At 72.8% G+C, this 24,148-nt stretch carries 21 protein-coding genes; 14 read left to right on the forward strand and 7 right to left on the reverse strand.

Annotation, left to right across the window (positions count from 1 at the left end):
• Window positions 1-91: 91 nt before the first annotated feature.
• The 6 genes from ABZW17_RS22290 to ABZW17_RS22315 all read left to right on the forward strand — a co-directional run bounded on the left by ABZW17_RS22290 (window position 92) and on the right by ABZW17_RS22315 (window position 5,100).
• Window positions 92-1,381, forward strand: a complete 1,290-nt coding sequence (locus ABZW17_RS22290; RefSeq protein ID WP_354817150.1) for an MFS transporter — start codon at window positions 92-94, stop codon at window positions 1,379-1,381.
• A gap of 20 nt (window positions 1,382-1,401) precedes the next feature.
• Window positions 1,402-1,869: a pyridoxamine 5'-phosphate oxidase family protein gene (locus ABZW17_RS22295; protein WP_354817153.1), complete on the forward strand. Its 468-nt coding sequence runs from the start codon at window positions 1,402-1,404 to the stop codon at window positions 1,867-1,869.
• Window positions 1,870-1,910: 41 nt separating this feature from the next.
• On the forward strand, window positions 1,911-2,684 hold the full coding sequence (locus ABZW17_RS22300) for an arginine deiminase-related protein (RefSeq protein ID WP_354817156.1): 774 nt from the start codon (window positions 1,911-1,913) through the stop codon (window positions 2,682-2,684).
• 78 nt (window positions 2,685-2,762) lie between these two features.
• The gene (locus ABZW17_RS22305) at window positions 2,763-3,524 is read left to right on the forward strand and encodes a BTAD domain-containing putative transcriptional regulator (RefSeq protein ID WP_354817159.1); all 762 of its coding nucleotides are present in this window, start codon (window positions 2,763-2,765) and stop codon (window positions 3,522-3,524) included.
• Window positions 3,525-3,631: 107 nt separating this feature from the next.
• Complete coding sequence (locus tag ABZW17_RS22310; protein ID WP_354817162.1) at window positions 3,632-4,459, forward strand: G1 family glutamic endopeptidase; 828 nt, start codon at window positions 3,632-3,634, stop codon at window positions 4,457-4,459.
• A complete protein-coding gene (locus tag ABZW17_RS22315; protein WP_354817165.1) occupies window positions 4,456-5,100 on the forward strand; it encodes a hypothetical protein in 645 nt (214 codons plus the stop codon). The genes ABZW17_RS22310 and ABZW17_RS22315 overlap by 4 nt, the downstream gene beginning before the upstream one ends.
• 586 nt (window positions 5,101-5,686) lie before the next feature.
• On the opposite strand, the gene ABZW17_RS22320 is transcribed toward ABZW17_RS22315, so the two are convergent.
• Window positions 5,687-6,667, reverse strand: coding sequence for a DUF5937 family protein (locus ABZW17_RS22320; RefSeq protein WP_354817168.1), 981 nt, complete (start codon window positions 6,665-6,667; stop codon window positions 5,687-5,689).
• Window positions 6,668-6,830: 163 nt separating this feature from the next.
• Between ABZW17_RS22320 and ABZW17_RS22325 the strand changes: the two genes are divergently transcribed.
• Entirely contained in the window at window positions 6,831-10,451 is a 3,621-nt protein-coding gene (locus ABZW17_RS22325; protein ID WP_354817171.1) for a helix-turn-helix domain-containing protein, read from the forward strand.
• A gap of 59 nt (window positions 10,452-10,510) precedes the next feature.
• Window positions 10,511-11,500: a hypothetical protein gene (locus ABZW17_RS22330; protein ID WP_354817174.1), complete on the forward strand. Its 990-nt coding sequence runs from the start codon at window positions 10,511-10,513 to the stop codon at window positions 11,498-11,500.
• A gap of 81 nt (window positions 11,501-11,581) precedes the next feature.
• Here the strand turns inward: ABZW17_RS22330 and ABZW17_RS22335 are convergent, their stop codons facing one another.
• The gene (locus ABZW17_RS22335; protein WP_354817177.1) at window positions 11,582-12,970 is read right to left on the reverse strand and encodes a lysine 2,3-aminomutase; all 1,389 of its coding nucleotides are present in this window, start codon (window positions 12,968-12,970) and stop codon (window positions 11,582-11,584) included.
• A 120-nt stretch (window positions 12,971-13,090) separates the two neighbouring features.
• On the opposite strand from ABZW17_RS22335, the gene ABZW17_RS22340 reads away from it, so the two are divergent.
• Genes ABZW17_RS22340 through ABZW17_RS22355 form a run of 4 tightly spaced genes read left to right on the forward strand, consistent with a single transcriptional unit; the run spans window position 13,091 to window position 17,976 of the window.
• The gene (locus ABZW17_RS22340) at window positions 13,091-14,686 is read left to right on the forward strand and encodes an amidohydrolase (RefSeq protein WP_354817180.1); all 1,596 of its coding nucleotides are present in this window, start codon (window positions 13,091-13,093) and stop codon (window positions 14,684-14,686) included.
• Between the two features lie 53 nt (window positions 14,687-14,739).
• The gene (lnt, locus tag ABZW17_RS22345) at window positions 14,740-16,350 is read left to right on the forward strand and encodes an apolipoprotein N-acyltransferase (protein WP_354817183.1); all 1,611 of its coding nucleotides are present in this window, start codon (window positions 14,740-14,742) and stop codon (window positions 16,348-16,350) included.
• A gap of 26 nt (window positions 16,351-16,376) precedes the next feature.
• Window positions 16,377-17,144 (forward strand): polyprenol monophosphomannose synthase, encoded by a 768-nt coding sequence (locus ABZW17_RS22350; RefSeq protein WP_354817186.1) that lies wholly within the window; start codon window positions 16,377-16,379, stop codon window positions 17,142-17,144.
• A gap of 37 nt (window positions 17,145-17,181) precedes the next feature.
• Window positions 17,182-17,976, forward strand: coding sequence for a PIG-L family deacetylase (locus ABZW17_RS22355; RefSeq protein ID WP_354817189.1), 795 nt, complete (start codon window positions 17,182-17,184; stop codon window positions 17,974-17,976).
• Here ABZW17_RS22355 and ABZW17_RS22360 read toward each other — a convergent pair.
• Complete coding sequence (locus ABZW17_RS22360) at window positions 17,909-18,658, reverse strand: DeoR/GlpR family DNA-binding transcription regulator (RefSeq protein WP_354817192.1); 750 nt, start codon at window positions 18,656-18,658, stop codon at window positions 17,909-17,911. The genes ABZW17_RS22355 and ABZW17_RS22360 overlap by 68 nt on opposite strands.
• Window positions 18,659-18,706: 48 nt before the next feature.
• On the opposite strand from ABZW17_RS22360, the gene ABZW17_RS22365 reads away from it, so the two are divergent.
• Window positions 18,707-19,315: an NUDIX domain-containing protein gene (locus ABZW17_RS22365; protein ID WP_354817195.1), complete on the forward strand. Its 609-nt coding sequence runs from the start codon at window positions 18,707-18,709 to the stop codon at window positions 19,313-19,315.
• Between the two features lie 260 nt (window positions 19,316-19,575).
• Here the strand turns inward: ABZW17_RS22365 and ABZW17_RS22370 are convergent, their stop codons facing one another.
• The 3 genes from ABZW17_RS22370 to ABZW17_RS22380 form a co-directional block, all read right to left on the reverse strand.
• A complete protein-coding gene (locus ABZW17_RS22370) occupies window positions 19,576-19,923 on the reverse strand; it encodes an RNA polymerase-binding protein RbpA (protein WP_003081521.1) in 348 nt (115 codons plus the stop codon).
• 226 nt (window positions 19,924-20,149) lie between these two features.
• Window positions 20,150-20,914 carry a thymidine kinase gene (locus tag ABZW17_RS22375; RefSeq protein ID WP_354817198.1) on the reverse strand — a complete coding sequence of 255 codons (765 nt, stop codon included), beginning with the start codon at window positions 20,912-20,914 and terminating at the stop codon, window positions 20,150-20,152.
• Window positions 20,915-20,980: 66 nt separating this feature from the next.
• Complete coding sequence (locus ABZW17_RS22380; protein WP_354817238.1) at window positions 20,981-22,381, reverse strand: MFS transporter; 1,401 nt, start codon at window positions 22,379-22,381, stop codon at window positions 20,981-20,983.
• A gap of 234 nt (window positions 22,382-22,615) precedes the next feature.
• Between ABZW17_RS22380 and ABZW17_RS22385 the strand changes: the two genes are divergently transcribed.
• Window positions 22,616-23,284, forward strand: a complete 669-nt coding sequence (locus ABZW17_RS22385; protein ID WP_354817201.1) for a transglycosylase family protein — start codon at window positions 22,616-22,618, stop codon at window positions 23,282-23,284.
• A gap of 43 nt (window positions 23,285-23,327) precedes the next feature.
• Here the strand turns inward: ABZW17_RS22385 and ABZW17_RS22390 are convergent, their stop codons facing one another.
• On the reverse strand, window positions 23,328-24,119 hold the full coding sequence (locus ABZW17_RS22390) for a glycerophosphodiester phosphodiesterase (protein ID WP_354817204.1): 792 nt from the start codon (window positions 24,117-24,119) through the stop codon (window positions 23,328-23,330).
• Window positions 24,120-24,148: the final 29 nt, after the last annotated feature.

The following is a 24,148-nucleotide window of genomic DNA, read 5'->3' on the forward strand; positions in this document are numbered from 1 at the left end:
TCCCGGATGCCGGACCCAGCACGACCGGAGATGACCAAGGACCCGTGGCGGCACGAGGCTGGCAGGACCGCACGCGCGAGAAGGGGTGGACGTGGACGCGCTCGAGGAGCAGAAGGTCCGGTGGCGGCGACGGCCCGGCTGGGCCCGGCCGGACTTCTGGCGGGCGCCGATCGGGCCGATCTACGTCGCGACCCTGGTGCTTTCGGTCGGCAAGGGCGCCTGGTACGCGTGCTGGGCGATGTTCTACCTGCGCTCGATCGGGCTCTCGCCGGCCCAGTTCGGGTTCGGCATCACCGCGGCCGGCGTCGTGGGCATGGTGGCCGGGATGCCCTTCGGCTACCTCGCCGACCGGGTCGGCCCGCGCGAGGTGCTGTTCGGCCTGACGCTGGTGCGGGGCCTGGCGATCATCTCGCTGGCCCTCGTCGACGGCTTCTGGGCGGTCATGCTGGTGACGTGCGTGGTGGTGATGGTCGAGCGCGCGGCGCCGGGCATCCGGATCGCCGTCATCTCGGGCCTGACGTCCGGGCCGGAGCGGATGAAGGCGCTGTCGAACACCCACGTGATGAAGGAGTCGGGCGCGGTCGTCGGGTCCCTGATCGGCGGGGTCATCCTGTTCTTCGACACCCAGCCCGCCTACATCGCGATGGTGCTGCTGTGCGGCGGGACGAACCTGGCGTTCGCGCTGCTGTTGCTGCGGGTCCCGCACGTGGAGTCGCTGCGCGAACGGCGGGTCACGCGCAAGGTCCTGGTGCTGCGCGACCGGCCCTTCCTCGTCCTGACGGCGTTGAGCGGGGTGCTGGCGCTGAACTGGGGCGTCTACGACTCGGGGTTGCCGGTGTGGCTGACCACGCACACGCACGCGCCGCCGTGGACGATGGGCGCGCTGATGGTGTTCAACGGCATCGTGATCGTGCTGCTGCTCAACCGGTTCACCCAGGCGGCGGCGACGGTGCCGAGCGCGAGCCGCCTCGCGGTGGTCTCCGGCGTGGTGCTCGCGTTGTCGTGCGTGGTGTACGCGACGACGGACGGCGGGACCGGGTTCGTGGTGATCGCGCTGCTGTTCGCGGGCGCCGCGGTGCACACGGTCGGCGAGCTGTTCGTGCTCGGCAGCGGGTACGGCCTGTCGGTCGGGATGACGAAGGAAGACGCCCACGGCGAGTACCAGGGCATGTACGGGCTGGGCGAGGGGACTGCCATGATGCTCGCGCCCGGCCTGCTGACCGCGTTGCTCAGCGGCTGGGGCGTGGCCGGGTGGCTCCTGCTCGGCGCGCTGTTCGTCGTCGCCGGCGCCGGCCTGCTGTTCACCGGCCGCTGGTCGGTGCGCGGGCAGCGCGGGGCGGAGCCGGCCGGGCCGCCGGCCGACGTGAAAGCCGCCGCGTGACGGCGAACGGAAGGGACCTCGTGGACCGCACTGCCGAACTGACCGCTGTCGCGAAGGAAGTCGTCGACACCAACCTGTACATGACGCTGGGCACGGCCGACGAGTCGGGCACGCCGTGGGTGTCGCCGGTGTACTACGTCGCGTCGGGTACCTACGGCGAGTTCTACTGGGCGTCGAAGACCGACACCGCGCACTCGCGCAACCTGGCGACGCGGTCGGGGATGAGCATCGTGATCTTCGATTCCCGGGTGCCGGTGTACCAGGGCCGCGCGGTGTTCCTGAAGGCCGTCGGCGAGGAGCTGTCGGGCGCGGACCTGACGACGGGCATCGAGGTGTACAACGGCCCGTCGGCTTCGCGCGGGGTGCCGCCGCTGGACCGCGAAGACGTCGAAGGCGACGCGGTGTACCGGCTCTACCGCGCCACGGTTTCCGAGCACTTCACCCTCGACCCCGCGGGCCACGACCTGCGGGTGCCGGTCAGCTTCTGACCACCTCGCACAGGAGGACAGGCGTGAACACGGTTCTGCTGATGTCCGACGCCAGGTACTTCCGCGTCGACTACGTGATCAACCCGTACATGGACACCGCGGTCCAGCCGGACCCCGCGGCCGCGGCGGCCGAGCACGACGCCCTGGTGGCGGCCCACCTGGCCGCGGGCCGCAAGGTGGAGCTGCTCGCCTCGGCCCCGGAGTGCCCGGACATGGTGTACACGGCCAACGCGGCGGTGGTCCGCGGCCGCCGCGCGGTGCTGGCGAACCTGCCGCCGGAGCGTCGCGCGGAGACGCCGTACCACCACGAGTGGTTCGCCGACAACGGCTTCGAGGTGATCGAGAGCCCGTACCCCTTCAGCGGCCAGGGCGACGCCTTGGCCTGCGGTGACCTGCTGCTGGCGGGCTACGGCCAGCGAACGGACCCCCGCGCGCACGACGTCGTGGCGGAGTTCCTGGGCTACGGGATCGTGCCGCTGCGCACGACCGGCCCCCGCTGGTACGACCTCGACCTGGTGGTCGCGGTGCTCGGCCCGGCGCTGCTGGCGTACTACCCGGACGCCTTGGACGCGCCGAGCCGGGCGCGCCTGCGCGGGCTGGGCCTCGAGCTGATCGAGGTGGGCGAGCGGGAGGCGACCGCCTTCGCGCTCAACCTGGTCAGCGACGGGACGACGGTGACGATGACCGCGGGCGCGCCGGAGCTGGCCGGGCGGCTGCGCGAGCGGGGCCTGACGGTGGTCGAGCTGGACACGACCCAGCTGCGCAAGGGCGGCGGGGGAGTCCGCTGCACGGCGTTGACCCTCGACAACCGCTGACTGTCGACGGATTGTCGACGCATCATGGGAATGTCCGACACGGGGGCCGTCCAGTCCCCGTGACGGACGGGAGGCCCTGTGCGTGTCAGACTGCTCGGCCCGGTCGACGCCGTCGTCGGCGGTGATCCAGTACCGATCTCGGGACTGCGGCGAAAGGCCGTCCTCGCGGTGCTCGCCCTGCACGGCGAAGGGATAGTCGGCACCGGCCGGCTCATCGAAGCGGCGTGGGGCGACAAGGCGGCCGGGGTGTCGCTGAACACCCTGCAGAGCCACATGTCCGCCCTCCGGCGCATGCTCGGCGACCGGACCGCGATCATCGCCCGGCCACCCGGCTACCTGCTTGGTCACGGCACGACGGACGTGACCGAGGCGCGGCGCCTGCTCGAGCGCGGCGAAACGGCCGGCGACCCGGCGCGCAGTGCCACGGCGCTGCGCGCCGCCCTGGCCCTGTGGCGGGACCGGTCGCTGGTCGACGTCGGCGGGGTGGCGTGGCTGGACGAGCAGGCCGCCGGTCTGGAGCGGTTGCGCACGCGGGCACAGCTCGCGCTGATCCGGGCCAGGCTGGCCCTCGGTGAGCACGCCCAGCTCGAACCGGACCTGGAGCGGCTCGCGCTCGCCCGCCCGTTCGACGAGCAGGTGCACGCGCAGCTGATGTTCGCGCTGTACCGCGTCGGCCGGCAGGCGGACGCGCTGTCGGTGTACCGCCGGCTGCGCGCGACCCTGGCCGACCACCTGGGCATCGACCCCAACCAGCGGCTGCGCGACCTGGAAATGGCGATCCTGCGGCAGGACCCGGCGCTCGACGAGCCCGCGCACGCCGTCCGCCTGCTGGCCTGCTGACCACCGGTTTTCAGCGCCGCGTCAGTGCCGTTTCAGCACCGGTTGGCAGAGTCGGCGCGGGCCCGGCTGCCGATGCCGGTGCCGATCTTCGAAGGCAAGGGGGCTCCATGAAACTTCGACGGATCCTGCCGCTGGCCGCCCTGGCGGCGGTGGCGGCCGTGTTCGGCGCGGGGGTGACGGCGCCCGCGGGCGCCGCGAGCGCACCCCTGGGGTACGCCGGCGCGGCCCGGCACACCGGGTTCTCGCCCGCGGTCGCCGGTCCGCTGGTGAACGCGACCTCGCGGAACTGGGCCGGCTACGCCATCACGTCGTTGTCCACGCCCGCCGCCACGTTCACCCACGTGCACGGTTCGTGGACGCAGCGGCCGGTCACCTGTCCGGCTTCGGACGCCTGGGCGGTGTTCTGGGTCGGCTTCGACGGGTGGACCAACGGCACGGTCGAGCAGGGCGGCAGCTCGGCCCGCTGCGTCAACGGGACCCCGGTCTACCAGCTGTGGTGGGAGATGTTCCCGACCAACGCGATCCAGCCGGTGCTGACCATCAACGCCGGCGACTCCGTGAGCGCGGACGTCACCTACAACGCGGCCACCGCGCAGTACACGATCACCGTCGCCGACGCCACCCAGCACACGAGCTTCACCACCAACCAGACGTGCGCGGCCAACCTGACCTGTTCGCGCAGCAGCGCCGACTGGGTCGTCGAGGACGTGGGCCGGTTCGGGTCCGGGGACTTCTTCCCGCTCGCGAACTACGGCCGGGCGCTGATGAACAACTCGGTCGGCAGCGACAACGCCGGCCACAGCGGGTCGATGACGGCGAGCTCGACCTGGCAGCGGACCAAGATCCAGGAGCAGGACACGACCACCACCTACGCCACGACCGGCGACACCAGCACGAACGGCCAGAACTTCGCGGTCACCTGGGCGCACCAGTGAGCCGGGCCCGCCGCGCGGCGATGGTGGTGTGCGCCGTCCTGACGGCGCTGGGGACGGCCGGGGCGCCGGCGCTGGCCGCGGACCCGATCACCATCTCCAACGGCCTGTTCAACAACAGCGCGGCGCTCGCCTGGTCGTCCGCGCCGAGCACGACGATGGGCGACCGGACGGTGACCAGGACCGCCGCCGGAGTGGTCGCCGCCGGCCCGACGGGGACGGTGTTCCACCAGACCCTGGGCGTGTCGAGGTACATGTTCATCGGCACCCGCAACCACGTGCTGATCCTGGAAACCCCGACCGGCGGCGGCACCCGTTCGGTGTCGCTGGTGGACTTCACCACCACGCCCCCCACCGAGCGGCCGATCCTGTCGGTCCTGGCCACGTCGGCGGCGGTGAGCTCACCGGGCGTCCAGTTCAGCGTGGGAACCGGCGACGCGTTCTTCGTCTTCGCGCCGACCGGCACGACGGTGGCGGGGCTCGGCATCTACCGCGGTGACAACGGCGCGCTCCTGTGCGCCGGCCCGCCGCCGCTGGTCCCGACCGGGCAGCTGTTCGGCGAGGCCACGGCGACCCAGATCCGGATGAAGATGGGCGGGACGGTGCTGGCCGCGTGCGCCCGCCCACCCGGCACCAGCGGCTGACCGGCTCCGGCTCGGCGTCAGTACTGGTGGAGGGGGTGCCCGCGGCTTCGCGGGCACCCCCTCGCTGTCGTACGCGGGCTGTTCGAGCTGGCTGGAAAGGCTTGTTGACGCCGCCGCGCGGCGAGTACCTGTTCTCCCGTCTGTCCCGCGGGCCGTAGTGGTCCGCTGGACCGGCGTGACCAGCCCCGCCCGCCGGGCGCGGTCCCGGACGCGACGGCGGTGCTGCCCGTGCAGGTGCGCCCGGCCGCGCCGCAGCACGAGAAACCCCTGGTGCACGGTCCAGGTCTGGACCCCCAACGGCAGCCCGGCGCAGAAGTGGTCCACCCCGCTGCGCGCCGCTCTCGCGGGGGCGTAGGGCCGTGTCTGCGGGGGGCCGTGTCAGGGGGCCGGCCCCACCGCCAGCGGAGGTCGTTTTGATCAGGTTCGAAAGGCTTGTGACGGGGTGGCCGCCTCCCGCAGGATCGGGGAGCGACCGGGGAGGGTCCGGGACGGACACCGCGCGCGCCGGCCGGGTTCGGCCGGGCGCCGGGAGCGTGGGGCCCCGGTACTGGGGGGAGGGGCCCCACGCTCGGTCCGGCCGGGGTGGTCACACGCGGGCGTCGCGGCCGCCGAGGAGGTCGGCGCCGAGCACCGTCAGCCGGTGGACGACCGCCGTGCCGGTCCGCTCGGTGGTGACCAGCCCGGACGACCGGAGGATGGCCGCGTGGTAGCTCGCCGCCGAGGTGGTGATGCCGACCCGGTGCCCGAGTTCGGTCGTCGTGCAGCCGTCGGCGAGCACGCCCAGGGCCGTGGCGCGGGTGGCGCCCAGCAGGTTCGCCAGCGCGGCGGAGCCGCCCGGCGCCGGGGCGGCCGCGGTGGTCCCGGGCCGGGCTTCGGCCGGGTATACGAGGACGGGCGGCAGGCCGGGATCGGCCAGCAGCGTCGGGGCCTGCCGGCAGAAGTAGGCCGGCACGAGCCGCAGGCCCCGGCCGCCGAGCTCCAGTTCCCCGGTGACGTGGTCGCCGCCGACCTCGAGGACCTGCTCACGCCAGGTGAGCGCGGGGTGCAGCGAGTTCAGCATCGCGTCGGCGCCCCGGGCGGCCAGGACGCGGGTGCGGGCGGTCAGCTCGTCGTCGACGACCTTCTCGATCCGGGCCCAGTGCGGGTGCAGCGTGCGCCGGTGGTACTCGGCCAGGCCGCGCCCGAGGCCGGCCAGTTCGTGCCGGTCGCCGGAGGCCAGCCGGGCGCCCCACGGCGGCGGCGCCGGGCGGTGGGTGAGCAGCGCCAGCTCCGCCGCGATCCGCCGCGCCGGGGTGCGCAGCACCGCGTCGAGCCCGTCCGCGAGGCCGGTCGACGCTTCGCCGGGGGTGAGGAAGTCGGGGGAGTAGCCGCGCGGCGGGGCCAGGCGCAGCAGGGACCGCGTCGCGCTGTCGAGGGTGACGCCGGCCCGCCAGCGGTCCAGGCGGGGGTCGGTGGCGCGGGTCTGCAGGGCGTGCAGGCTGAGCAGGAGCTCCCACAGCGGGTCGGGCCGGGTGGCGAAGGTGAGCCGGGTCAGGTCCGCCGCGGAGAAGCGGATGCGCAACGGCATGGCAAGGGGCCCCTTTCCGGGGGACGGTGGGCGGGAGGAGTGGTCCGATAGCCTGGGCGGCGGCGCGTTCGATCATGGACGGCCACGGGACCGGCGGAGAAGAGCCCGGCTGTTGCCTCTTCGCCGGCGCCGTCGGGAAACCTCGTCCGACCAGGGAAAAGGCATGGACGCAGCTCCGTCGTTCGGAGCGGAGCTCCGGCGGCTCAGGACCGAGCGGGGTACCTCGCTCGCGGGCCTGTCCGAGCGGACGCACTACAGCAAGGGCTACCTCAGCAAGCTCGAGACCGGCGCCAAGCGCGCGTCGGTGGAGCTGGCGGCGCGGCTCGACGAGGCGCTCGCGGCCGACGGCCGGCTGGTCGAGCTGGTCGCCGCCGAGCACCGGCCGGTCTGCCCGTACCGGGGGCTCGAGCCCTACGGCGCGGCCGACGCGCAGTGGTTCTTCGGCCGCGAAGAGACGACGGCCGACCTGCTCGACGCCGCGCGCGCGGCCCGGACGGACCGGCGGCCGGTCGTGGTGGTCGGGCCGTCGGGGGTGGGGAAATCGTCACTGGTCCGCGCCGGGCTCCAGCCGGCGCTGGCCGCGGGCGGCCTGCCCGGGATGGCCGGGTGGCCGGCCGTGACGATCACGCCGACGGCGGACCCGATGGCCGAGTGGCGCCGGTCGGCGCCGGCGGACGGCCCCCGCGTGCTGATCGTCGACCAGTTCGAAGAGCTGTTCACCCTGTGCGAGGACGAACTCGCGCGACGGCGGTTCGTCGAGGCCCTCGCCGGCCTGGCGGCGAGCGGCGAGGGCCTGGTCGTGCTCAGCCTCCGCGCCGACTTCTACGACCGCTGCCTGGCCTACCCCGAGCTGGTCGCGGCCCTGCGGCACCACCAGGTGACCGTCGGCCCGATGACCCCGGCGCAGCTGGCGGCGGCGATCGCCGGCCCGGCGGACGCGGCCGGCCTGACCCTCGAGCCCGGGCTCGTCGACGTGCTGCTCGCCGACGTCGGCGACAGCGCGGCGGGCGCCCTGCCGTTGCTGTCGCACGCGTTGCTCGCGACCTGGCAGGAGCGCGAAGGGCCGACGCTGACCGTGGCCGGGTACCGGCGGGCCGGCGGCATCGCCGGTGCGGTCACCTCGACGGCCGAGGAGGCGTTCGGCTCGCTGGATCCGGCGGAGCGGGACGCGGCCCGGCGGCTGCTGCTGCGCCTGGTGCGGGTGGGGGTGCACGAGCAGGACACCCGCCGTCCGGTGCGCCGGGAGCAGCTGCTGCGCCAGCTGCCCGGCCAGGCGAGAACGGCGTTGCAGGAACTGACCGCCGCGCGGCTGCTGACCGTCGACGCGGACGTCGTCCGCATCACCCACGAGGCCCTGCTGCACGCCTGGCCGCGGCTGCGCGAGTGGATCGCCGCCGACCGCGAGGGGCTGCGGGTGCAGCACCGGCTCAGCGAAGCCACCGAAACCTGGGAAGCCGAGCAGCAGCACGCCAGCCTGCTCTACCGCGGTCCCCGGCTGGCCCTGGCGGCGGACTGGGCCGCCGACCACGACGACCGGCTCAGCCCGGCCGAGCGCGGCTTCCTGACCGCGAGCCGGGAGGCGGCCGACGCCGAGGCGCGGCGCGAACGGCGCCAGACCCGCCGGCTGCGGTCCCTGGTCACCGGCCTGGCGCTGCTCAGCGTGCTGGTGGCGGTCGCCGCGACGGTCGCGGTGATCCAGAGCCGGGCCGCCGACACCCAGCGTGACATCGCCGTGTCGCGCGAACTGGCGTCGGAGGCCAACCAGCTGCGGCTGACCGACCCGGAACTGGCCACCCAGCTGAGCCTCGCCGCCTACCGCGTCGCCGACACCCCGCAGGCCCGCGGGAGCCTGCTGAGCGCGTCCGGGTCGACCTCGGTCACCCGCTTCAAGCCGCACCCGGGCAGCATCACCGGCATCGCGTTCACCGGCGGCCCCGGTTTCGTCACCTGCGGGCTGGACGGCACGACGCGGTTCTTCGCGCTGTCCGGTTCGGGTGAGCCGGTCCCGCACGCGGTGCTGCGCGGCGGGGCGGAGTCGGTGACGGCGCTCGCCGTGGCGGCCGGCCGTGGCCTGCTCGCGACCGCCGACGAGGACAAGGCCACCCGGCTCTTCTCGACCGCCGACGCGGACCGGCCCGCGCTCCTGGGCACCGTCCCGGGCCCGGCACAGCCGACGACGCTGGCCCTGAACCGCGCGGGCACCCTGCTCGCGGCCGGGCGGGAGGACGGCGGGGTCGACGTGTGGGACATCCGCGAGCCCGCGCGGCCGGTGCGCGCCGGATCCCGGCCGGCCACCGGGAAGGCCGTCCGGGCGCTGGCGTTCTCACCGGCCTCGGCCGAGCTGCTGATCGGCGGCGACGACTTCACCGCCCGGCTGTGGGACGTCACCGGGGCGCCCGGACCGGCGTTCGACACGCACACGGCGACCATCCGCAGCGTGGCGTTCAGCCCGGACGGCAGCACGGCCGCGGTGGGCAGCGACGACCGCACGGTCGACCTGTTCGCCGTCACCGATCCGCACCACCCGGCGCTGCTGCGGCAGCTGACCGGGCACACCAACGCCGTGCAGGGGCTCGCGTTCAGCCCGGACGGCCAGACCGTCGCGACCGCGAGCGACGACCAGACGGTCCGGCTGTGGAACACCGCGGACGCCACGACGCTGACCTCGCTGTCCCAGCCGGCGCCGGCCCGGTTCGCCGCGTTCGCCCCGGACGGTGCCACCCTCGTCACCGGCGACGACCTCGGCGGCCTCTGGCTGTGGCACCTGCCGCCGCCGACCCTCGCCAACCGCGGAGGCACGGCGATGGCCGTGTTCGACCCGCACCGCCCGCAGCTGGCCTTCGGTGCCGACGACGGCGTGGTGCACCTGCGTGCGCTGGCCGACCACCGCGAGCTCGGGACGATCGCGGACGGCCCGGGGAAGGTCTGGGCGCTGGCCTATGCGCCGCAGGCGCCGCTGCTGGTGGTCGCCGGAGCGGACCGGGTCGCCCGCCTCTGGGACGTCTCGGATCCGGCCCGGCCGCGGGCGGTCGCGTCGCTCGGCGAGGCCGCGACCGTCTACTCGGCCCGGTTCCGGCCCGACGGCAAGCTGCTCGCCCTGAGCGGGCTGGCCCACGACGTCGTCCTCTGGGACATCGCCGATCCGGCGCACCCGGTCCGGCTGCCGGACCTGACCGGGCACACGAACGCCGTCGACGGCCTGGCGTTCAGCCCGGACGGCCGGCTGCTGGCGACCGGCAGCGACGACTACTCGGGCCGGATCTGGGACGTGTCGGATCCGCGCCGCCCGCGCTTCCTGATCCGGCTGACCGATCACAGCAACGCCGTGGCGTCGGTGGGGTTCAGCCCGGACGGCACCACGCTCGCCACGGCGTCGGAGGACCACACGGTGCACCTGCTGGACGTCCGGGACCCGGAGCACCCGGTGCAGGTGGCCGAGCTGACCGGCCCGGCCGGCGCGATCTCGCAGATGGCCTTCAGCCCGGACGGCCGGCTGCTCGCGGCCTCCTCGTTCGACGCGACGGCCCGCGTGTGGGACGTCTCCGACCGGACCCGGCCGCAGGCGCTGGCCGTGCTGACCGGGCACGCCGGCCTGGTGATCTCGGTGGCGTTCAGCCCGGACAGCCGGGAGCTCGCCACCACCGGCGAGGACCACACGCTGCGGCTGTGGACCACCGGCGCCGACGACGTCGCCGCCCGGATCTGCGCCCTGTCCTGGCCGCCGCTGACGGCCGAGCAGTGGGGTCACTACGTGCCCGACCTGCCGTTCCGGCCGCTGTGCTGACCCTTTCGAGCAGGTTCGAAACCCTGGCGGCCACCCGCGGCGGCCGCCAGGGTGGCGCCATGACGCGTTCCGGACTCGTGCTGTCCGCTGTGCTTTTGCTGGGCTCGGTGCTGACGGCGGCCCCCGCGCAGGCCCTCGACGGGCACGGCGGCTCGAACTACGCCTTCTACCAGATCGACCACGATCCCGGCGGCTGCGACCGCGAGCCCTACGGCGTCGTCAACAGCTACGACAAGGCCCCGGCGACGATCGGCGCCCAGCTGCGCCAGATGTACACCGCGGGGCAGCGCCGCCTGCGGATCCCGCTGTTCCACCAGCACGGCCCCGATTCGGGCACGGTGATGAACTCGACGGGCGGGCACCTCTCGGCGCAGAACCGCAAGAACCTGGCCGACCTGCTGGCGGCGGTGAAGGCGACCGGCTACCAGGAGATCGAGCTCGGCTTCTTCCCGATCGGCGCGGCGGACCCGCACGGCTGGGCCCAGTGGGACGAGACCCAGTACCAGGAGAACCGCTCGATCGTCGAGGACGTCCGCACGGTGGTGCGCGCGGCCGGCCTGCCCTACCAGCTGGACCTGCTCAACGAAGGCATGCCGATGAGCGGCCAGGCAACGCTGCGCGACTACGCGAAGCGGCTCTGGCACGACTACACCGCGGCGCACGGCAAGTCCGACACGGTCGGGTTCTCGATGACGGTCTGGATCGCCGACCGGGCCCGCCAGATCCCCGACGTCTACGGCGCTGACGTCCCCAACGTGTTCGACGTCCACCTCTACGGCGACGACTGGAACGGCGACGAGTACAAGCAGTTCGTCGACGCCCACGACGAGCTGGCGGGCAAGGGCTACCACCAGGGCTGGATCATCGGCGAGGCGTACTACGACGACCCGGCCGCCGCGGACGGCATCGCCCGGGCGATCAAGGACACCGGGCAGGTGGTGTTCTACCTGACGCAGTGGCAGCTCAGCCGCGCGAACGGCTGCGCGGACAAGGCGGTCGACGTCGCACCGCCGGTCGCGTTCGACCGGTATCTCGCGTCCGGGTTCTGAATCCGGTCGGGGCCGCAACGAGGCAGCGCGAAAGCACGGGTGCCGCGGATTTCCCGCGGCACCCGTGCTTTCGCCGTGCGGTCAGTCGGACTGCTTGGCCCACCACTGCTGCCCGGCCTCCGGCAGCGTCGAGATCGGGTCGTAGTACGGGTACCGCCGCTGCAGCGCCTCCGGGTCCTCCAGCTCGATCCCCGTCCGGTAGTTCTTGGTCCAGTACGAGATCCCCAGCTCCCGGTCGTACTCGGCCAGCTGGTGCACCCACCGCTTCCCGACGTAGGGCACGTCGCACACGATCCGCGGCGTCGCGTAGCCCGGCAGGTACCCCATGATCGAGTGCTGCAGCTCCTGGGCCTCGTGCACCGAAACCCGCCAGTGCTCGGCGTTCGGGATCATGTCGCACATGTAGAAGTAGTACGGCAGGATGTTCGCTTCCCCCTGCAGCGCAAAGCAAAGGTCCAGCAACGCCGCGGGCGTCGCGTTCACCCCGCGCATCAGCACGCCCTGGTTGCGCACGTCCCGCACCCCGACGTTCAACGCCGTCTGGGCGGCCTCGGCCACCAGGGGCGTCACCGACTGGGCGTGGTTGACGTGGGTGTGGATCGCCAGGTTCACCCCGCGGCGCTGGGCCGTCACCGCGACGCGCTCGAGGCCCTCGACCACCTTCGGCTGGATCCAGTGCTGCGGCAGCGCCGCCAGAGCCTTCGTCGCCAGGCGGATGTCGCGGACGGTGTCGATGTCCATCAACCGCATCAGGAACGACTCCAGCTGCGGCCACGGCACGTTGGCCACGTCGCCGCCGGAAACCACCACGTCGCGCACGCCCGGGGTCTTCTTCAGGTACGCGATCATCGCGTCCTGGCGGTCGACCGGTTTGAGGGTCAGCTTGTGCTTCTCGACCGTCTCCGTCGAGTTGCCGACCAGGTCCATGCGGGTGCAGTGGCCGCAGTACTGGGGGCAGGTCGAGATCATCTCGGCCAGCACCTTCGTCGGGTAGCGGTGGGTCAGGCCCTCCACCACCCACATCTCGGCCTCGTGCAGGGAGTCGCGCTCGGAGTGGGGGTGGCTCGGCCACGTCGCGTCCCGGTCGCTCTTCACCGGGAGCATGTAGCGGCGGATCGGGTCGGCGTAGAACGCCTCGGTGACCTTGGCCGGGTCGGTGCCGGCCGTCGGGGCCATCGTGTTGAGCATCTGCGGGGGCAGCAGCATCGACATCGTCGCCAGCTCGCGCTGGTCGGCGAGCAGGTCGTCGTAGAAGCGTTCCTCCAGCAGGTCACCCATCAGGGCGCGCAGCTGCTTGACGTTGCGGATGCAGTGCACCCGCTGCCACTGCGCGTCGCGCCACTCGGCTTCGGTCACGGCGTGCCAGCCGGGGAAACGGCGCCAGTCGGGTTCCACCAGCTCGGCGCGGGCGTACTCGTAGGGCTGGTCGAAGGCGGCGGCAGGCGTCACAGGTTCCTGGATCGCAGTCACTTGTACTCCTAGTCGTCGGGAACGCGTTAAAATATCCTGTCATAACGTTCTCACGGAGTAAATCTTCCTGCCTGCTGGGTCGCTGTCCCCCACGTGGACGAAGGGGGCAGACTCAACGGCGTGACGGACGAAAGCACCACGCTCCTGCTCGGCGGGCGCATCTACACCCCGGCCGGCCCCGACGCCACGGCGATGGCGGTCACCGGCGGCACCGTGGTCTGGGTCGGCCAGGACGCCCCGGCCCGCGCCCTGCACCCCGGCGCCGAAGAAATCGACCTCGAAGGCGCCTTCGTCGCCCCTGCGTTCGTCGACGCCCACGTCCACGCCACCGCCACCGGCCTGCACCTGACCGGCCTCGACCTCACCGGCGTCCGCGACCGCGCCACGCTGCTCGCGCGCGTCCGCGACGCCGCCACCCCCGGCCAGGTCCTGCTCGCCCACGGCTGGGACGAGACCACCTGGACCGACCCGCGCCTGCCCGGCCGCACCGAACTCGACGACGCCGCCGGCGGCGCACCCGTCTACCTCAGCCGCGTCGACGTCCACTCCGCGCTGGTCTCCACCGCCCTGGTCGAGCTGGCCCCGGCCGCCCGCGGCGCCGACGGCTGGTCACCCGACGGCCCGCTCACCCGCGCCGCCCACCACGCCGTCCGCGCGGCCGTGCGCGCCGCCATCACCCCCGAGCAGCGCGAACGCGCCCAGCGCGCGTTCCTCGCCGAGGCCGCGGCGCAGGGCATCGTCAGCGTCCACGAATGCGCCGGCCCCGACATCTCCGGCCGCGACGACCTCGCCGCCCTTCTGGCCCTGGCCGGGCCGCGGACACCCGAGGTCGTCGGCTACTGGGGCGAGCTCGGCGCCGTCGACACCGCCAAGACGCTGGGCGCCCGCGGCCTGGCCGGCGACCTGTTCGTCGACGGCGCCCTCGGCTCCCGCACCGCCGCCCTGACCCGGCCCTACGCCGACCACCCGGGTGAAGGGACCCTCTACCTCGACGCTCCCCGCATCGCCGAGCACCTCGTCACCTGCACCGAAGCCGGGCTGCAGGCCGGCTTCCACGTCATCGGCGACGCCGCGGTCGCCGAGGTGGTCGAAGGCTTCCGCCTCGCCGAGAAGGAGGTCGGGCAGCGCGCCCTGGCCGCCCGCCACCACCGGCTGGAACACCTGGAGATGGTCACCCCCGAGCAGGCCCGGCAGCTGGCCGGCTGGGGCGCGGTCGCCTCGGTCCAGCCCCTGTTCGACGCGCTCTGGGGCGGCCCCGAAGGCATGTACGCCGACCGCCTCGGCGCGGACCGCGCAGCCGGCCTCAACCCCTTCTCGGCCCTGGCCGCCGAAGGCGTCCTGCTCGCCTTCGGCTCCGACGCGCCCGTGACCCCGCTGGACCCGTGGGCGAGCGTCCGCGCCGCGGCCTACCACCGGACGCCGGGCGCGGGCCTGTCGCCGCGCGCGGCGTTCACCGCCCACACCCGCGCCGGACACCGCGCCGCGGGCGTCAACGACGGCGTCACCGGCAGCCTCGTCCCGGGCGCGCCGGCGCACTACGCGATCTGGGACGCCACCGACCTGGTCGTGGCCACCCCGGACAGCCGCGTCCAGCGCTGGTCCACCGACCCGCGGGCCGGCGTCCCACCGCTGCCGAGACTGGAACCGGACGCCGCCCTCCCGCGCTGCCTGCGCACGGTCCGCGCGGGGGAAGTCCTCCACGACACCTGGGGCTGACCGCCGGACCGCTGTCGGCGCAGGCCGGACACCATCACCTAGAGTTCTCGGTTGTGGCAGTCACCGTGGCCGACCCCGAGCCGGGCGCCCCGCAGCAGTCCGCCCGCACGCGGCGGTTCCCCCGTGCCTGGCTGCTGCGCACCCTCGCGGCGCTGGCGTCCGGCTTCGCCTTCTACCTCAGCTTCGCGCCACGCCCGCTGTGGTGGCTCGCCCCGCTGGCCTTCGCCGGATTCGCGCTCGTCCTGCGCGGACGCCGGTTCCGGAGCGGCTTCGGCTACGGCTTCGCGTTCGGCTTCGCGTTCTTCCTGCCCCTGCTGACCTGGCTGCTGGACTTCCTCGGCCCCGACTTCGGCCCCTGGCCCTGGCTGGGCCTGTCCTTCGCGCTGGCGCTCTACCACGGCCTCGCGGGCGGCCTGATCACCCTGGTGTCCCGCCTGCCCGCCGCGCCGCTGTGGGCGGCGCTGGTGTTCATCGCCCTGGAGACCCCCCGCGCCTGGTTCCCGTTCGGCGGCTTCCCCTGGGGCCGGGTCGCGTTCAGCCAGCCCGAAGGCGCGTTCCTGCCGCTCGCCTCGATCGGCGGCGCCCCGCTGGTCGGCCTGGCCGTCGTCCTCACCGGCTTCGCCCTGGCCGCGCTCGCCGTCCGGCTGGAAAAGGTGCGCAAGCTCACCCGGCCGGCCGTCTTCGCCGCGCTCGGCACGCTGCTGCCCGTCGTCGCCGGGCTCGCGCTGTGGCCGGCCGTCGGCACCGGCGCGCAGGACGGCGAGCGCACCGTCGCCACCGTCCAGGGCAACGCCCCCGACATCGGGCTCGCCCTGCAGGGGGAGCGGACCCTGCTGCGCCGCAACACCCTCGCCGAGAGCGAACGGCTGCTCGCCGGCATCCGGGCCGGCAAGGTGCCCAAGCCCGACCTGGTGGTGTGGCCCGAGAGCGCCACCACCGTCACCGGCCCGGACCCGCAGGTCGACCAGCTCATCGCGAACTTCGGCGTGCCGGCCCTGGTCGGGGCCATCTACCGGCTGCCGGACGGGCACCTGCAGAACTCCGTCATCGCCTGGGACCCGCGCACCGGGCCCGGGCCGCGATACGCCAAACAGCAGCTGGTGCCCTTCGGCGAGTACGTCCCGGCCCGCAAGGTCGCCGAACTCGTCACCCCGTTCCTCGACTCCGAAACCGTGGACATGGTCCCCGGCGACGGCGCGAACCAGACCATGACCGCCGCGGGCACCAAGGCCGGCGTGTTCATCTGCTACGAAGCGGCGTTCGACTACCCGGCCCGCGACGCCGTGCGCGACGGCGCCGAACTGCTCGTCGTGCCGACCAACAACGCCTGGTACGGCCGCAGCGAGATGAGCTACCAGCAGCTGGCGATGTCCCGGCTGCGGGCGGTCGAACACGGCCGCGCGGTCGTGGTGTCGGCGGTCTCCGGGGTGAGCGCGATCGTCGCGCCCGACGGGACGGTGACCAGCTCAACGAGCCTTTTCACGGCGGATTCCCTGGTCGGGCGCGTCCCGCTCCGGACGCAGACTACGCTGTCGGATCAACTAGGTGCGTGGACGGAGTACGGGCTGCTGGCTCTGGCGATCGCCGGGGTGGCCGGCGGGCTCGTACTCCGTTTTCGCACCCGGCGCGGCAGCGCCGGCACGACAGGGGAAGCGGCGGACTGACCGCCGCGGATATCGGAGGAGCACGGATGTCGCAGGCGCCGCGGGGGGCCCGGGGAATCGAGCCGGTGCTGGTGGTGATCCCGACCTACAACGAGCGGGAGAACCTCGGCCCGATCCTGGACCGCCTGCACAAGGCACTCCCGGACGTGCACGTGCTCGTGGTGGACGACGGCAGCCCGGACGGCACCGGCGAGCTCGCCGACGAGCGCGCGGCGGCGAACGAGCACGTCCACGTGCTGCACCGCACCGAGAAGGCCGGCCTGGGCGCGGCCTACATCGCCGGCTTCCGCTGGGGCCTGGCGCGGGAGTACAACACGATCGTCGAGATGGACGCCGACGGCTCGCACGCGCCGGAGGACCTGCCGCGGCTGCTGGACGCGGTCGGCGACGCCGACCTCGCGATCGGCTCGCGGTACGTGCCGGGCGGCGCGGTGGTGAACTGGCCGGTCAAGCGCCAGATCCTGTCCCGCGGTGCGAACATCTACTCGCAGCTCGCGCTCGGCATGCGTACGCGCGACATCACCGCCGGCTTCCGCGCCTACCGCCGTCCGGTGCTGGAGAAGCTGGCCCTGGACGAGGTCAACTCGCACGGCTACTGCTTCCAGATCGACCTGACCATCCGCACCGACGAGGCCGGTTTCGAGATCGTCGAGGTCCCGATCACCTTCACCGAGCGCGAGATCGGCGAGTCGAAGATGAACGGTTCGATCATCCAGGAGGCGTTCCTGCGGGTGGCGAAGTGGGGCCTCGAGCGCCGCTGGCACCAGCTGCGCCGGCTCCTCAAGCGCGCCTGAGCCCCGTTCGCCCGCGTTGTCGGCCATCATGGGGCCGATGACGACCATCGTGGCCTTCCACGCCCACGCCGACGACCCGGTCCTGCTCTCCGGCGGCACGCTGGCCCGTGCCGCGGCCGACGGGCACCGGGTGGTGGTCGTGGTGGCCACCGACGGCATGGCCGCCGAGCACCCGACCCCGCGCTGGGCCGAACTGGAGGCCGCCGCGGCCATCCTCGGCGTCCGCCGGGTCGTGCACCTGGGCTACGCCGACAGCGGCCACGGTCCCGCGCTGTACGCGGACCCGCCCGGACGGCAGCGCTTCGCCCGCGCGGACACCGAAGAGGCCGCGCACCGGCTTGCGGCCCTGCTGCACGAAGAGCGCGCCGACCTGCTGCTCGGTTACGACGGCAACGGCGGTTACGGGCACCGCGACCACGTGAAGGTGCACGACGTCGCCCGGCGGGCGGCGCGGCTGACCGGGACGCGGTTGCTGGAGGCCACCCTGCCGCGGGACTTCGCGCTGCGGTTCGTGCGGGTGGTCCGGACGCTGCGGATCCCGTTCGACTACGACGTCGAAGCGCTCGAACACGCCTACAGCCCGGCTGCCGCGGTCACCCACCGGTTCGACGTGCGGCGGTTCGCCGGGCGCAAGCAGGCGGCGCTGGCCGCGCACGTGTCCGACGTGCGCGGCACCGGGCGGCTGTCGGCGGTGCTGCGGCTGCTGGTGTGGCTGCCGGCGCCGCTGTTCGGGCTGGTGGCGGGCCGCGAGTGGTACACCGAGGTCACGCCGGCAGGATCACCACACCCTGGTCTGCAAGTTTCTGCACGTTCTGGTCGTCGGCGTCGGTGATGACACCGGCGACGTCGGCGAAAGGCAGCACGGTGAACCGCGAGGCCGTGCCGAGCTTCTCGGCGCTGGCCAGCACGTAGGTGTCGGCCGCGCGCCGGGCGAGTGCGCGTTTCATCGCGGCTTCGTCGGCGTCGCCGGTGGTGAGACCGGCCTCGGGGTGGACGCCGGTGACGCCGAGCAGGAAGACGTCGGCGCTGATCGCCTGGGCGGCCTCGGCCGCGGCGGCGCCGCAGGTGACGGCGGAGTGCCGGAACAGCCGCCCGCCGAGCAGGAAGACCTCGATGCCGTGGTGGTCGAGCAACGCGACCGCGACGGTCGGGCTGTGGGTGACGACGGTGGCCTCCAGGTCCGCGGGCAGGGCGTTCGCGACGGCCAGGGTGGTCGTGCCGCCGTCGAGGATGACCGTGGAGCCGGGGCGGACCAGCCCGGCGGCGACCGCGGCGACCCGCTGCTTGCCGTCGACGGCGATGGCCGTGCGGCCGGCGTAGTCGGCGAGGGCGGGGGAGACGGGCAGGGCGCCGCCGTAGACGCGCTGGCAGAGCCCGGCGGCGGCCAGGTCGCGCAGGTCACGCCGGATGCTGTCCTCGGAGACGCCCAGTTCGGCGGCGACGTCCTTGGCCAGCACCTTGCCGTCGGCGGCGAGCCGGGTGAGCAGCAGTTCACGGCGTTCCGCGACCAGCATGCACGATCCTCCTTGTTTCTTCCGAGTCGTGCACATTATGGTCGCGGCATGACCTCTTCGACAAGCCTGTCCCGCAACCCGCGGGTCCGGGTCACCGATGTGGAGCTGCTGTCCTCGGCCTGGTACGTACTCCGCCGCACGACGTTCGACTACCAGCACGCCGACGGCCGCTGGACGACCGAGCGGCGCGAGACCTACGACCGCGGCAACGGCGCGACGGTGCTGCTCTACGACCCCGCCGGCGGCACGGTCCTGCTGACCCGCCAGTTCCGCTACCCGGTCTACGTCAACGACCACCCGGACGGCATGTTCGTCGAGACGGCCGCCGGCCTGCTGGACGCCGAAGACCCGGAAACGGCGATCCGCCGCGAAGCGGAGGAGGAGACCGGCGTCCGCATCGGCTCGCTGGAGCACGTGTTCGACGTCTACACGAGCCCGGGCTCGGTCACCGAGCGCCTGCACTGCTACGCGGCGCCCTACGACCCGGCCGGCCGCGGCCCCGGCGGTGGCCTGGCGGAGGAGGGCGAGGACATCGAGGTCCTGGAGCTCCCGTTCCCGAAAGCCCTGGAGATGATCACCACGGGCGAGATCGCGGACGCCAAGACGATCATGCTCCTGCAGTGGGCCGCCCTGCACGGCCCCTTCCGCACCCCCTGACCCGCACCCGCCCGGCCGGCTGGCGTACCCAGAGGGTCGGTTGACGTACCGGGGGAGTCGGTTCGCGTACCCAGAGGGCCGGCCGGCGAGCCGACCGTCCAGGTACGCCAGCCGACGCTCCAGGTACGCCAGCCGACTGTCGGGGTACGCGAGCCGACCCCCTGGGTTGGTCCGGGCAGGCGAAAGGCCCCCGCGGGGGGAGGTCGCGGGGGCCTTTCCGTTGTGGTGAGAGCTGGGCTACTGGGCCGAGTTCCGCTGGGTCACGCCGACCGGGAGGTCCGGCGGCCCTTCAGCTCGGCGAGACGTTCGTTGAGCAGGTCCTCGAGCTCGGGGATCGTGCGCCGCTCGAGCAGCATGTCCCAGTGGGTGCGCGGCGGCTTGACCTTCTTCTGCTCGGGCTGCCCGCCATCGACGATCTCCGATTCGCTGCCGTGCAGCCGGCATTCCCAGACCGTCGGGATCTCGGCGTCGTCGGAGAACGGCACCTCGAACTCGTGGTTCTTGGGGCAGGCGTAGCGCACGGTGCGGCGTGGAGCGAGGTCGTGGTTGCGGTCGGTCTCGTAGCTGACCGCTCCCAGCCGGCTTCCACGAAGAACACGGTCGGCCATGATGGGGTCCTTTCAGTCAGCTCCGGGGTGGAGCCAGGGTGATGCTCACCCTATGCAACGACCGAGGCCCCGGGAGGATTCCCAGGACACCATGTCGTTGCTCACGATGAGCTGCGTCACCCGCCGGGATCAGCTTCCTCTAGTAGGAGGCGTTTCGCGCTCCGGCGTGACGTCAATACGGCCTTCTTAGTGCTGATATCCCCCGGATGGGCTACTCGCGTCTCGCTCAGGTCAACCGTAACTGACCGTGATGAGCGGTAACCGCGCCCAAGTCACCCGATCGAAAGTGGCGCCGACACAATACCTGATAACGCACAGTAGCGAATTCGGCCTCGAAACGTGCTGAAGCTGAAGTTTCAACTACGGATTGTTCGGTATCTGCCACCACGACGGTATCGCCCTCGCGCACGACCTCGCCGTCCACCACCCGCGCGTTGAACCGCCCGGACAGCCCGCACCAGCACAGCACCTCGACCTGAACCGGCTGCAACTCGTCCGCCAGTTCGAACAGACGAGCGGCCCCCGGGAACAACCGGCTCCGGAAGTCCGTGGCGATCCCGAAGCAGTACACGTCGATCTCGACCTCGTCGGCCAGCTCCGCCAGCTGGTCGACCTGCCCGGGGGAGAGGAACTGCGCCTCGTCCACCACGACGTAGTCCACGTGCTGCCCCCGCGCCCACTCCCGCCGCACCAGGTCACGGACGTCGGTGTCCTCGCCGACCTCCACCGCCTGCCGGGTCAGCCCGATCCGGCTGGAGATCTGCGGCGCACCCGACCGGTCGTGGCGCACCAGCACCAGCCCCCGCCGGCCCTGCCGCGCGTGGTTGTGGTCGATCTGCAGCGCCAGGGTCGACTTCCCGCAGTCCATCGGCCCGTAGCAGAACTTCAGCCTGCCCACCGGCGGCGTCCCGCGGCGCGAACCGGCCGCGGGAACCGACGACAGGGCGTCCGTGGGATCGGGGCCGGCGGGTGGGTCGTTGAGCAAGGTCACGACGCCCGACCCTATCGGTGCGCCACGACCCGGCCCGGACAGCCCGGTACAACCGGCCCCCGGCCGTCACAGCACCTCCGGCGGCCGGTTGCCCGCCGCCACGATCGCCCGCCGCACCGGCACCAGCGCCACCAGCACCAGCCCCGCCGCGAAGAACACCACCAGCGCCACGATCGCCAGCCGGAACGACCCCGTCGCCTGCCCGACCCCGGCGAACACCAGCGGACCCAGCCACGACGTCCCGCGCTCACCCACGACGTAGAGCGAGTAGTACTGCGCGTCCTTTCCCGCCGGGATCATCTGGCTGAACAACGACCGCGACAACGCGTTCGTCCCGCCCAGCACCAGCCCGATCCCCACCGCCACCGCCAGGAACTGCACCAGCTGCTCCGGCTGCACGAAGTACGCCCCGGCCAGCACCACCACCCACAGCACCAGACTGCCCAGGATCGTCCGCTTCGCCCCGAGCCGCCGCGCCACCAGCCCGTGCAGCGTCCCACCCAGGTACGCCACGAACTGGATCACCAGGATCGTGACGATCAGCACCTCGTTGCCGAACCCCAGCTCGTCCTTGCCGTACTGCGCCGACACCGTCACCACCGTGTTGATCCCGTCGGTGAAGACCAGGTAGCTGCCCAGGAACGCCAGCGTCAACGGGTACGCCTTCGCCGCCACCAGCGTCTGCCGCAGCTCAGCGAACCCCGCCCGCAGCACCGAACGCCCCGGCACGACGTCGACCGGCGTGTGCCGCCGGGGGAGCGCCCGCACCGCCGGCACCGTGAACGCCGCCCACCACAGCCCCGACGTCAGGAAGCAGATCTGCACCGCCATGCCCTTGCTCACGCCGAACGCGTCGTGCCCGAGGTAGAACCCCAGCTGCAACGCCAGCGCCAGCCCGCCACCCAGGTACCCGAACGCCCACCCCTTCGCCGAGATGTCGTCCCGCTCGTCCGGCCCGCCGATGTCGACCAGGAACGAGTAGTAGACGACCAGCGAACCCCCGTACCCGATGTTCGCCACGACGAACAGCACCACACCCAGCTGCCAGTCCGACCCGGCCAGGAAGAACATCGCTGCTGCCGCGGCCGCCCCCAGGAACGCGAACCCGCCCAGGATCCGCCGCTTGTTGTGGCTGCGGTCGGCCACCGCACCGGCGATCGGCAGCACCAGCACCTGCACCACCGTCGCCACCGACAGCAGGTACCCCCACACCGAGCCCGCCGGGAAGTGCAGCCCGAACAACGTCACGTCGCAGTGCTGCAGGGTGTCCGCCGCGCCCGACGCGTCCACGCACGGACGATCCCCGTTAAGGGTGAAGTTCGTCTTCGCGTCCTCCGCCGCGATCGAGCTCATCGACAGCGCACCGAACACCGTCGTCGACGACGAATAGAACGGCGAATTGGCCCAGTCGTAGAAATACCAGCCCCAGCGCTCGCGCTGGGTCGAGCGCGTCCCGGCCAGCGTCATCCACGGCTCCTTCACCTCGAAAACCACCAGGTCAGCGCGGAGACTACGGGCCACCCCGCACCCCGGTCACCGCACCACCCAAACCGTGTCCGGTTCGTCTCCCGGTGATCATCCGGCCCACCCGCCTCCACCCGCCACCGCGTGTCGCTGACAAATGTGAACGGTGTTCCATGTGAGACTGATGGGCGCACTGTGTCTGTTGTGGACAACGGGACACGCTCCTACTGTGCTCGCATGATCCAGAACCGCCGGCGCACCGTGCTGAGAACCCTGCTCCTCGCGCTCGCCGTCACGGCTCTGCCCCTCACCACCCCCGGCGTCGCCGCCGCCGACCCCGCCTCCACCACCTGGGCCAAGCTCCGCATGTGCGAGTCCAGCAACCGCTACGCCACCAACACCGGCAACGGCTACTACGGCGCCTACCAGTTCGACCTGCCCACCTGGCGCAGCGTCGGCGGACCCGGCCGCCCCGACCAGGCCGCCCCCGCCGAACAGGACTACCGCGCCCTCTACCTCTACCGCATGCGCGGCTGGCAACCCTGGCAGTGCGCCGGCACCCTCAAACTCGCCGGCGACGCCGACGCCCGCAGCAAACGCGTCCCCGCCTACGCCGAAGCCGCCTACATCGGCGGCGGCGGCCTCCCCGCACCACCCCCGGGCCCCGGCGGCCCCCGCCCCGCCTGGCCCGGCGTCGTCTACAACTACGGCGACTGCGCCGCCCCGCTCAAAACCTTCCAGCTCCGCATGAACGCCTTCGGCTACGGCTTCAGCGGCACCGGCTGCTACTACGAAAAGACCCGCACCGCCGTCGTCGACCTCCAGCGCGCCAACGGCATCAAGGACAGCGGCCTCCTCGGCCCCAAAACCTGGGACGCCGCCTGGACCGGCAAACCACCCCGCTGACCCCCTCGTGAGTGAGTAACAGTGTTCTAACACTGTTACTCACTCACGACTCCTGCGAACGCTGCCACGCACCCCGCTCGATCAACACCTCACGCAGCAGATCCGGCCGATCCGTCACGATCCCGTGCACCCCCAGATCCAGCAGCATCCGCATCTCCGCCGGATCGTCGATCGTCCACGTGTGCACCTCGATCCCGGACCGCCCCGCGATCGACACGAACGCCTTGTCCACCACCCGCAACGCCCCCTGCCGCACCGGCACCTGCGCCATCGCCCCCAGCACCAGCCGGCCCAGGGGGAGCAGCGGCAGCTTCCCCCGCACCCACAACGCGAACGCCGACCGCGGCCCCATCGCCGTCACCAGCCGCGGCCCCGCCAGCTTCCGCAACCGCACCAGCCGCGCATCCGAAAACGCCGCCCCCGCCACCCGGTCGAACGCCTTCGCCCGCTCCAGCACCCGCACGAACGGCTCCACCGCCCGATCCGCCTTCACGTCCACGTTGAACCGCGCGTCCGGCAGCTCCTCCAGCACGTCCTCCAGCCGCGACAGCGGCACCTTCCCACCCACCTTGACGCGCTTCAGCTGCTCCCACGTCTGCGCCGCGATCAGCCCCGCCCCGTCCGTCGTCCGGTCCAGGCTCGCGTCGTGGTGCACCACCACCACCCCGTCCGCCGTCGCGTGCACATCCGTCTCGAGGTACCGGTACCCCTCCGCACACGCCCGCCGGAACGCCGGCAGCGAATTCTCCAGCCCCGCCAGCTCACCGAGGTGCCACCCCCGGTGAGCGAACGCACGGGGGAGCGGATCGGCCAGGTACGGAAACGACGCCTGCATCCCCCAAGTGTGCCCTTCCGCCATGACCC

This window comes from Amycolatopsis sp. NPDC004625 (assembly GCF_040609695.1).
Classification (GTDB): domain Bacteria; phylum Actinomycetota; class Actinomycetes; order Mycobacteriales; family Pseudonocardiaceae; genus Amycolatopsis.

Bases quoted from the DNA above. Each gene is read 5' to 3' on its own strand.
- ABZW17_RS22300 (WP_354817156.1), top strand. From the start codon at position 1,911: ATGTCCGACGCCAGGTACTTCCGCGTCGACTACGTGATCAACCCGTAC.
- ABZW17_RS22355 (WP_354817189.1), top strand. From the start codon at position 17,182: ATGACGACCATCGTGGCCTTCCACGCCCACGCCGACGACCCGGTCCTG.
- ABZW17_RS22310 (WP_354817162.1), top strand. From the start codon at position 3,632: ATGAAACTTCGACGGATCCTGCCGCTGGCCGCCCTGGCGGCGGTGGCG.
- ABZW17_RS22365 (WP_354817195.1), top strand. From the start codon at position 18,707: ATGACCTCTTCGACAAGCCTGTCCCGCAACCCGCGGGTCCGGGTCACC.
- ABZW17_RS22325 (WP_354817171.1), top strand. From the start codon at position 6,831: ATGGACGCAGCTCCGTCGTTCGGAGCGGAGCTCCGGCGGCTCAGGACC.
- ABZW17_RS22380 (WP_354817238.1), bottom strand. From the start codon at position 22,381: ATGACGCTGGCCGGGACGCGCTCGACCCAGCGCGAGCGCTGGGGCTGG.
- ABZW17_RS22320 (WP_354817168.1), bottom strand. From the start codon at position 6,667: ATGCCGTTGCGCATCCGCTTCTCCGCGGCGGACCTGACCCGGCTCACC.
- ABZW17_RS22330 (WP_354817174.1), top strand. From the start codon at position 10,511: ATGACGCGTTCCGGACTCGTGCTGTCCGCTGTGCTTTTGCTGGGCTCG.
- ABZW17_RS22360 (WP_354817192.1), bottom strand. From the start codon at position 18,658: ATGCTGGTCGCGGAACGCCGTGAACTGCTGCTCACCCGGCTCGCCGCC.
- ABZW17_RS22390 (WP_354817204.1), bottom strand. From the start codon at position 24,119: ATGCAGGCGTCGTTTCCGTACCTGGCCGATCCGCTCCCCCGTGCGTTC.
- ABZW17_RS22350 (WP_354817186.1), top strand. From the start codon at position 16,377: ATGTCGCAGGCGCCGCGGGGGGCCCGGGGAATCGAGCCGGTGCTGGTG.
- ABZW17_RS22370 (WP_003081521.1), bottom strand. From the start codon at position 19,923: ATGGCCGACCGTGTTCTTCGTGGAAGCCGGCTGGGAGCGGTCAGCTAC.
- ABZW17_RS22385 (WP_354817201.1), top strand. From the start codon at position 22,616: ATGATCCAGAACCGCCGGCGCACCGTGCTGAGAACCCTGCTCCTCGCG.